We start from the raw sequence: 8928 nt of genomic DNA, 5'->3' as shown, positions 1-8928 counted from the left end.
CTCTCCGCTGACGCTCCGGCCGGGGATCCGTTCGGAGATTGGGGGCTCTCCGGCGGCATCCCGCGCCCCTTTCCCCCCCCCCAACCGCAATCCCGGACAAGGCCCGCAGGGCCGCCGATCCGGGACCTACTCGCCTCACGGCCGCGTCAAGATCACATGAGAAAACAAAATCTTGCGGCAGGTTGCGAGGAGAGTAGCCCCGGCTCTCCGCTGACGCTCCGGCCGGGGATGCGTTCGGAGATCGGGGGAAACCGCAGGGCGGAGCCGACGCCCTCAGTCCAGGCGGCGGCGCAGGCCGACATCCCGGGCGTGGGCGCGGCGGACCATGGCGCGGTAGTAGGGATCGAGTTTCAACGCGGCCTCGCGCGCGGCGGCCATGCCGGGGGCGGCCTCGGCCATGATGGCGCGGGCTTCCCGGCGCAATGCGACCTCGTCGACCGTCGTCACACGGCCGTCGCGCACCACCCAGCGCCCGCCGACCATGACGTGGCGCACCGAGGACCCGGTCTCGCAATAGACGAGCTGGCGCTCGATGTCGTTGAGCGGCGTGAAGGCGAAGGTATCGAGATCGACGACGGCAATGTCGGCGAGCGCGCCGGGCGCGAGCCGGCCGATCCGGCCTTCGAGCCCGAGCGCGCGGGCGCCGCCGTGCCACATCGTGTCCAGGATCTCCGGCGCGGCCGGCCAGGTCGCCGGATCAGCATCGGCGAGCGTGTGGACCAACCCCATGCCCTTGATCGCCCCCCAGAGATTGGCGCTGTCGTCCGCGATCAGCTCGTCGGTGCCGAGGCAGACCTGGATGCCGGCGTTGCGCCAGGCCCGGAATGGCGCGATGCCGCTGCCGAGGCGGAGGTTGCAGACCGGATTGTGGGCGACCGTGACGCCGGTTTCGGCCAGGATGCGCATGTCGTCGTCGTCGACCCAGATGGCATGGATCACCACGGTGTCGGGCGACAGGGCGCCGTTGTCATGGGCGTAGCGGACCAGCGAGCGGCCGTATTTCTCCTCGCCCAGCACGCGCTGCAGCTTGGTCTCCAGGATGTGGATGTTGAACGGCAGGTGCCGCTCGCGGCTGAGCCGCGACAGCGCCTCCAGATAGGGCACCGTCACCCGCTGCGGCGCCGAGCAGGACAGGGCGGCGGACAGGCGACCATCGGCAGCGCCGTCCCAGGTGTCGATCAGGTGACGGTAGAGCTCGATCAATTCCTCTCCGCTCTGGCGCGGCGCGGCGTCCATGGCCGCGCGCATCTCGGCCGGCAGCAGGTCCGCGAGGAACGGGAACTTGTCGTATTCGACCACATTCGGCTGGTCGATGGCGACGCGGGCGCGCATGCCGGAGTCCCGGTAGGCGGCCATGATGCCGTCGACGCTGTCGCGGGTGGCGATCGGCACGTGGAAAGCGTCGTCCATCACCGAGGTGATGCCGAGCTTCAGCATTTCGAGCGCGCCGAGCAGGGTGCGGACATGGGCGAGCCGGCCGGAATCGGCGCCCTCGGCCAGCGGCGGCACCTCGTAGAGCATGAACAGTTCGAGCGGCAGCCCGTCGAGCATGCCCTTCATGAAGTTGCCGGGCGAATGGAAATGCGCGTTGATCAGCCCCGGCAGGACCAGATGGCCGGCCGCCTCCAGAACCGCGCATCCGGCCGGCGCCACGAGGTCCGACCCGATCGCCGCGATCCGGTCGCCCGAGACCATCAGATCGGCCCGTTCGCGCCGGCGCCCCTGCCCGGTTTCAACCAGGACCTCCCCGCCGCGGATCAGGATATCGGACGGGGCGGCAGCGCGGCCGCCCGCATTTTGTGCGGTGGGGGACATGGTTCGGACCGGGATTGGAGGCGCTGCCGGGGCGAAAACCGCCCGTATGCGCAGGACGAAGGAAAAGCCGGGCGAACTTGCCGAGGATGACGCTTCGGATCAAGGCATTCCGCGCGCCGTCGATGCCCTACATTTGGGCATTCACCGGACTTGCCAAAATTATGTTATAACGTAACATTTCTCATCTTGAGCATTCGTGCGACCCGCTCGGCCAGCGCCGTCTTGGCATGGCGCTTGCAAATTTCGGGTCAGCGCAGAGCGTCAGGCTCTTTCGGGTTGGCGTGCCCATCGTCGGGATCCCGTGCAGGGATCGTGGGGTGCTGCGCGCGCCTTGCGATCCGCCGGCTCAACGGTGGTTCGAGCCAGGACGGGGTCCAGTTCGGTTCCAAAGAACCGGAGGGGACCATGTGCGATCGTGATGGCACTTTCTATCGGAATTTCTCCCGCCGCGGCTTCCTGAAGTCGACCGCCGCGGGCGCTGCGACCGTTGCGCTGCCCGCGTCTCTCGCCTCCATGCTGATGCCGCAGCCCGCCTTTGCCGCCACCACCGTCAAGGCGACGCACGGGTCCGGCTTCTGCAACATGGGCATCTTCCTCGCCAAAGAGCGCGGACTGACCAAAGCCGACGGCGTCGACCTCGAATTCGTCGTCACCCCGTCGAATACCGAGATCACCACCATGTTCGGCGCGGGTCTCGTCGACATCTCGATGATCCCCTATTCGAACTTCATGACGCTCTACGATGCCGGCGCGCCGGTGAAGATCGTCGCCGGTGGCGGCGTGCAGGGCTGCATCATCGTCGCCAAGGAGGGCATCAAGTCCGCGGCCGACCTGAAGGGCAAGACCTTCGGCACCTTCCAGGCCGACACGCTCGAAGTCCTGCCCTACGACTACCTGAAGAAGGCCGGCCTCTCCTTCAAGGACGTCCAGATCAAGTATCTCGACACCTCGCCGGAACTGGCCCAGGCCTTCATCGCCGGCGCCATCGACGCGATCTGCCACATCGAGCCCTACGCCACCCAGTGCGTCATCGGCCGCAAGGGCGCGACCGTGCTGTCCGACGGCACCGACCTCTACGGCAAGGGCTATTCGGACTGCGTGCTCGCCGTCCGCACGCCGCTGATCGAGAAGAACCCCGCCGCCGTCAAGGCGGTCATCAAGGCGCTGATGGTTGCCCAGTCCCAGGCCGAGTCCGACAAGACCGCGGCCCTCAAGGACACGGTCGGCAAATACTACAAGACCTCCATGGAAGCGGCCATGGACGCCTCCACCAAGCAGCCGATCGTGGTCGACCAGCGCAACCAGACCCAGTTCATCATCGATCGCGGCCTCTCCATGCAGGAACTCGGCTACGTCAAGAAGTCCCCGGACAAGGGCGCCTTCGACTGGTCGCTGCTCGAAGCCGTCATCGCCGAGAACAAGCCGCTCTATGACGGCCTCAAGCTGAAGTCGGCCTGATCCGGGCGCCGCCTTCCACAGGCGGCCCCTCGCATCCTCGCGTGACCGGGCGGATCGGCCCGGTCACGCCACTCTCCCCGCAATACGTTGCGCTGCAGCGCCCTGCGGCCGGTCTTCCTCCGGCAGGGCGCCGCATCAAGGCGCGCGCGCCCCGCATCCCTCTCGGTTCGAAAACGCGACGAGTAGCCATGGCCATGAGCGCACAATCGGTTCCATCCGGCGGCCCTCTCGGAGGCTCGCTCGGCGGCGGCAAGCTTCCCGTTCGGAGCTTTCCGTCTCCTGCTGCGAAGAGGCGCCTCGCGTCATTGTTCTGGGGACTGGTCTCGGTCGGCCTGTTCGCCGCGATCTGGGAACTGCTCTGGTATGTGGAGGTCGCCAATCCGCTGCTGCTGCCGCCGCCGCACATGTTCCTGCAGGACATTCCCGGCACGCTGAAATTCTTCGACCGCTCCAACAAGGTCGGCCACATGGCGACCGGCGGCGGGGCGACTGCCCTGATGGCCACCGCCGGCTGGACCATGTTCCGCGTCTTCACCGGCCTGGCGCTCGGCCTGGTGCTCGGCACCGCCGTCGGCGCGCTGATCCATTACATCAAGATCTTCCGCAATCTGGCTCTGGGCACAGTGCTTCTGCTGGCGCCGATCTCCCCGGTCGCCTGGCTGCCGGTCGCCATCTTCGTATTCGGCATCGGCGACGTGCCGGCCATCTTCCTGGTCTTCATCACGGTCTTCTTCGCGATCGTGCTGTCGACCGGCGCCCAGATCGCCAGCGTGCCGAAGAACTATCTGCACGTCGCCCGCATCATGGGGGCGACCGAGCGGCAGACCTTCTGGCGGGTGATCCTGCCCGCCATCCTGCCGAGCCTGTTCATGACCGTGCGCCTCAACCTGCTCGGCGCCTGGATGGTCGTGCTGGTCGCCGAGACCGTCGGCGTCGGCTCCGGGCTCGGCCAGATCACCAACATGGCGAGGGCGACCTTCAACGCCAAGCTCGTCTTCTTCAACATGGCGATCATCGGAGCGCTGGGTTTCCTCAGCGACTGGGCCCTGCGCGAGTTCCAGCGCAAGACGCTCTGGTGGGTCGCCCCCGGCGAGGGAGCCTCCCGATGAACCGCCCCATCTCCTCCCGCCCCTCCGTGTCGATCAAGGCCGTCGACAAGATCTGGACGCCCGAGGGCCGGACCCCGGTCGAGGCCCTGCGCGGCCTGGAATTCGATGTGGCGCCCGGCGAGTTCGTCGTCCTGCTCGGACCGTCGGGCTGCGGCAAGTCCACGCTGCTCTACATGATCGCCGGCCTGGAAGGGGTCAGCGGCGGCTCGATCGTCTGCGACGGCCTGCCGGTCACCGAGCCCTCGGCCGAGCGCGGCCTGATCTTCCAGGAGGCCTCGCTGTTCCCCTGGCTGACCATCGCCGACAATGTCGCCTTCGGGCTCTCGATCCAGGGCGTGCTGCCGGTGCGCCGGCGCGAGATCGCCATCGAGATGCTGAAGCGCGTCGGCCTCGGCGACATGCTCGACAAGAAGCCGGACGAACTGTCCGGCGGCATGCGCCAGCGCGCCGCCTGCGCCCGGGCGCTGGCCATGAAGCCGAAGGTCCTGATGATGGACGAGCCCTTCGCGGCGCTCGACGTGCAGACCCGCTCGCGCATGCAGGACTTCCTGCTGCAGATCTGGCGCGACAGCGGCGCCTCGATCCTGCTCGTCACCCATTCGATCGACGAGGCCATCGCGCTCGCCGACCGGGTGGTGGTGTTCACCGCCCGCCCCGGCCGCGTGAAGACCATCGTGCCGATCGACCTGCCCCGCCCGCGGCCGACCCGCGACCCGCGCTACCACGAGTATCGCGACATGTTCACCGAGCTTCTCGCTGCCGAGGTCGATCGGGCCTTCGCCGAACAGGAAGCGGCCTGAGGCCATCCGATGGGTACGCCATTCAGGATAGGCGCGGTCGGCACCGGCCCCGCCGACGGGGATCCCGCGTCCGCGCGGCTTCAGGCCGAGGCCGGCATCCGGCAGGCGGCGGCGGCCGGCGCCGGGCTCGTCCTGCTGCCCGAGCTCTTCGCCTGGCCCTATACGGCCGCGGAGGACCCGGCCCGCTTTCCGCTCGCCGGCGAGACGCCCGACGGACCGACGGCCCGCTGGGCCTCGGATCTCGCCCGCGATCTCGGCATCGCCATCCTGTATGGCGCGCCGGTGGCCGGGGCTGACGATGCCCGCCCCTTCAACGCCGCCCTGCTGGCGCGGCCCGACGGCAGCATCGAGATCGCGGCGACCAAGATCCATCTGCCGCCGCTGGGCGACGGCGAAGCCTTCGGCGAGACCGATCATTTCACGCCCGGCGCCGCCATGGTGAGGGTGCTGGAGATCGGCCCGATCCGGGTCACCCCGCTGATCTGCTACGACCGTCGCTTCCCGGAATGCTGGCGTGCCGCCGCGGCCGCGGGTGCAGACTGCGTCGCCGTGCTGGTCGCCGGCCCGGCGCCGGCCGATCCGCCCCCGCTCTATCTCGGCGAACTCGCGACCCATGCCCGCGCCAACGCCGTCTATGCGCTGGCCGCCGCGCGCTTCGGCGCCGAGACCGTGACCGGCCGGGCCGTGCTGCATGACGGCGCGACGGCCGCGATCTCGCCGAACGGCGACGTGCTGGCCGTCGCCGACGGGCCGCCGTCCCCGTTGGGCTCGCCCCCGGCGGACGGCCGGCCGGGCCCCATCGTCCTCGTCGACATCGATCCCGCCGCGCTCGCCGCCGCCCGGGCCGCGAACCCGACTGCGGCGCGCCTGCGCCTTCCGCTCAAGAACACCGCCCAAGGAGACAAGCCATGGCAGAACTGATCGTCCAGGCCCGCACGCTGATCACCGGCGCCAAGGACCGTCACAATCCGGTCGTCATCGACAAGGGCGCGGTGCTGTCGCGCGACGGCATCGTGGTGGCGACCGGCACCCTCGACGAGATGATCGCACTGGCGCCGACCGCGCCGGTCAAGAGCTATCCCAAGCACGCCATGCTGCCGGGCTTCGTCAACGCCCACCACCATGTCGGCATCACGCCGCTGCAGCACGGCTCGCCGGACCACCCGCTGGAACTGTGGTTCGCCAGCCGCATCCCGGCACGCCGCCTCGATCTCTATCTCGACACGCTCTATTCGGCCTTCGAGATGATCGCCTCCGGCATCACCACCGTGCAGCACATCCAGGGCTGGATGCAGGGCGGCTACGATGCGATCCACGGCGCCGCCACCAAGGTGCTGAACGGCTACCGCAATATCGGCATGCGCGCTTCCTACTGCTATGCCGTGCGCGAGCAGAACCGCCTCGTCTACGAGGCCGACGAGGATTTCTGCGCCCGCCTGCCGAAGGACCTCGCCGACCGGCTGCTGCCCTATCTGAAGTCCCAGGCCATGCCGTTCTCGGACTTCATGCGCCTGTTCGACCAGTTGCATGCCGAGAACCAGGGCCAGCGCCTGACCCGCATCCAGCTCGCACCGGCCAACCTACACTGGGTCTCCGACGACGGCCTGCTCGCCCTGCAGGAGAAATCCCGCTCCGCCAACGTGCCGATGCACATGCATCTGCTCGAGACGGCGCTGCAAAAGGAATATGCCTATCGGCGCACCGGCAAGACCGCCATGCGCCATCTCTACGATCTCGGCCTGCTCGGCCCGCACATGACGCTCGGCCACGGCGTCTGGCTGAATGCCGAGGATATCGATATCGCCGCCGATACCGGCACCTGCATCTGCCACAACTGCTCGTCCAACTTCCGCCTGCGCTCGGGCCTCGCCCCGCTCAATGTCTGGGAGAAGAAGGGCATCAATGTCGGCATGGGCCTCGACGAGGCCGGCATCAACGAAGACCGCGACATGCTGCAGGAATTGAAGCTGGCGCTGCGCGTCCACCGCACGCCCGGCATGGACGACGACGTGCCGACGCCGACGCAGATCTTCCGCATGGCCAGCGAGGGCGGCGCCAAGACGACCGCCTTCGGCAGCGAGATCGGCCGGCTCGATCCGGGCCGCCATTTCGACGCCGTGCTGATCGACGTCGATGCCGCCTTCTATCCCTACCAGGATGCCGACATCCCGCTGCTTGACGCCCTGGTGCAGCGCGCCCACGCTCGCCACGTCTCGGCCGTCTATGTCGACGGCGAGGTGGTCTATGCCGACGGCCGCTTCACCAAGATCGACCGCGACGCCGTGCTCAAGGAGATCCACGACATCCTGGCGCAGCCGCGCAATGAGGACGAGATCGCCCGTCGCCAGCTCGGCTTCGACGTGTTCCCGCATGTGAAGAAGTTCTACGAAGGCTATATCCGCGACGAGCCGCGCAAGCCCTTCTACGAGGCCTCCTCGTCGGTCTGATCCGAGGGCCGGAAAGGCACCGGGCGAAGTCCTGTCTCTGGGACTTCGCCCGGCATTGAGGCTTGAGGCCCCTGCCCGTCAGGCGGCGCTCTTCTGCGCCAGGGCGTCGTAGAAGGCCGTCTCGAAGGCCATGTAGCCGGTGAACGAGGCGGCATCGGCAAAGGGCAGGATCTGCGTCGCCCAGAAGCCGCCGAAGCCGTTCTCGCGGTCGATCCAGTAGAACAGGTTGGCGAGCCCGGCCCAGCCGAGCGCACCGGCCGGACGGCCGGTCGGGGCGGCCTCGTCGTTGACCATGAAGGTGAAGGCCCAGGACTTCGACAGTCCGGGGAAGAACTCGGCATCGTTCGACAGCGACGGGATCACGCCCGGCAGCATGCAGATCTTCTTGTCGCCGAGCTGGTTCTGCGCCGCCATCCGGACGGTCTCGGCCTTGAGCACGCGGCCATGCGGGCCGTCGCCGTCATTCAGCCACATGCGGATGAAGCGCATGTAGTCCTCGACGGTGCTGTGCAGGCCGTGGCCGCCCATATGCACCTCCGGCGCCGCCGGCAGTTCGAAGTCGAGCGCGGTCAGCGAACCGTCAGCGCCGCGCGCATGCATGCCGGCGAGCCGGCTGCGCATGCTCTCGGTCATCTCGAAGGCCGTATCGTTCATGCCGAGTGGCTCAAAGATGCGGCGCTTGAACACCTCGCCGAGACGCTGCCCGGTGATGCCCTCGACCACCTGGCCGCACCAGTCGATATTGGTGCCGTATTCCCAGCGATCGCCCGGATCGAACAGGAGCGGCGTCTTGAGCGAGGCCATCGACGAGGTCACTACGCTCGGCTGCCCCTTTTCGACGGCCAGCCGGTTGTAGGTCTCGTTAAAGAAGTCGTAGCCGAAGCCGGCCGTGTGCAGCATCAGCATGCGGGTGGTGATCTCCCGCTTCGGCGCCCGCAGCTGCGGCTCGCCGGCAGCATCGAAGCCCTCGATCACCTGCAGTTCGCCGATCGCCGGCGCATAGGTCTTGGCCGGGGCGTCGAGATCGAGCCGCCCTTCCTCGACCAGTTGCAGAACCGCCGTCCCGGTCACCGCCTTGGTGGTCGAGAAGATCGCGAACACCGTGTCGGTGGTCATCGGCTGGTCGCGGTCGATCCGCCGCTTGCCGGCGGCACCGCGATAGATCGTCTGCGTCCGGTCGGTCGCCATGGCGACGACGCCGGGCACATGCGGCGCGGTCTCGACCACGCCCTTCAGGATCGCGTCCGCCGACGCGGAAAACCCGTTCTGCATCGCTTCCTCCCCAATTCACGTTCTGTT

7 protein-coding genes are annotated in these 8928 nt (G+C 68.1%); 5 read left to right on the top strand and 2 right to left on the bottom strand.

What is annotated here, in order from left to right; translation table 11 throughout:
* Window positions 1-273 precede the first annotated feature (273 nt).
* The gene (locus KL771_RS19325) at window positions 274-1815 is read right to left on the bottom strand and encodes an amidohydrolase family protein (RefSeq protein ID WP_261970154.1); all 1542 of its coding nucleotides are present in this window, start codon (window positions 1813-1815) and stop codon (window positions 274-276) included.
* 405 nt (window positions 1816-2220) lie between these two features.
* Here KL771_RS19325 and KL771_RS19320 point away from each other — a divergent pair, with 405 nt between their 5' ends.
* From KL771_RS19320 to KL771_RS19300, 5 genes are all read left to right on the top strand, one after another.
* Complete coding sequence (locus KL771_RS19320) at window positions 2221-3273, top strand: ABC transporter substrate-binding protein (protein ID WP_054357366.1); 1053 nt, start codon at window positions 2221-2223, stop codon at window positions 3271-3273.
* Between the two features lie 188 nt (window positions 3274-3461).
* Window positions 3462-4382, top strand: coding sequence for an ABC transporter permease (locus KL771_RS19315; RefSeq protein WP_449301124.1), 921 nt, complete (start codon window positions 3462-3464; stop codon window positions 4380-4382).
* The gene (locus KL771_RS19310) at window positions 4379-5182 is read left to right on the top strand and encodes an ABC transporter ATP-binding protein (RefSeq protein ID WP_140942276.1); all 804 of its coding nucleotides are present in this window, start codon (window positions 4379-4381) and stop codon (window positions 5180-5182) included. Before KL771_RS19315 ends, KL771_RS19310 begins: the two co-directional genes overlap by 4 nt.
* Before the next feature lie 9 nt (window positions 5183-5191).
* Entirely contained in the window at window positions 5192-6103 is a 912-nt protein-coding gene (locus KL771_RS19305; RefSeq protein ID WP_261970152.1) for a carbon-nitrogen hydrolase family protein, read from the top strand.
* Window positions 6091-7629 (top strand): amidohydrolase family protein, encoded by a 1539-nt coding sequence (locus tag KL771_RS19300; protein WP_261970151.1) that lies wholly within the window; start codon window positions 6091-6093, stop codon window positions 7627-7629. The genes KL771_RS19305 and KL771_RS19300 overlap by 13 nt, the downstream gene beginning before the upstream one ends.
* A gap of 78 nt (window positions 7630-7707) precedes the next feature.
* Here KL771_RS19300 and KL771_RS19295 read toward each other — a convergent pair whose 3' ends face one another.
* On the bottom strand, window positions 7708-8901 hold the full coding sequence (locus KL771_RS19295) for a serine hydrolase domain-containing protein (RefSeq protein WP_261970150.1): 1194 nt from the start codon (window positions 8899-8901) through the stop codon (window positions 7708-7710).
* Window positions 8902-8928: the final 27 nt, after the last annotated feature.

Source organism: Prosthecodimorpha staleyi (genome assembly GCF_018729455.1).
In the GTDB taxonomy this organism is placed as follows: Bacteria; Pseudomonadota; Alphaproteobacteria; order Rhizobiales; family Ancalomicrobiaceae; genus Prosthecodimorpha; species Prosthecodimorpha staleyi.
This window is presented reverse-complemented; position numbering and strand designations above follow the sequence as displayed.

Bases quoted from the DNA above. Each gene is read 5' to 3' on its own strand.
- KL771_RS19325 (WP_261970154.1), bottom strand. From the start codon at position 1,815: ATGTCCCCCACCGCACAAAATGCGGGCGGCCGCGCTGCCGCCCCGTCC.
- KL771_RS19320 (WP_054357366.1), top strand. From the start codon at position 2,221: ATGTGCGATCGTGATGGCACTTTCTATCGGAATTTCTCCCGCCGCGGC.
- KL771_RS19315 (WP_449301124.1), top strand. From the start codon at position 3,462: ATGGCCATGAGCGCACAATCGGTTCCATCCGGCGGCCCTCTCGGAGGC.
- KL771_RS19310 (WP_140942276.1), top strand. From the start codon at position 4,379: ATGAACCGCCCCATCTCCTCCCGCCCCTCCGTGTCGATCAAGGCCGTC.
- KL771_RS19305 (WP_261970152.1), top strand. From the start codon at position 5,192: ATGGGTACGCCATTCAGGATAGGCGCGGTCGGCACCGGCCCCGCCGAC.
- KL771_RS19300 (WP_261970151.1), top strand. From the start codon at position 6,091: ATGGCAGAACTGATCGTCCAGGCCCGCACGCTGATCACCGGCGCCAAG.
- KL771_RS19295 (WP_261970150.1), bottom strand. From the start codon at position 8,901: ATGCAGAACGGGTTTTCCGCGTCGGCGGACGCGATCCTGAAGGGCGTG.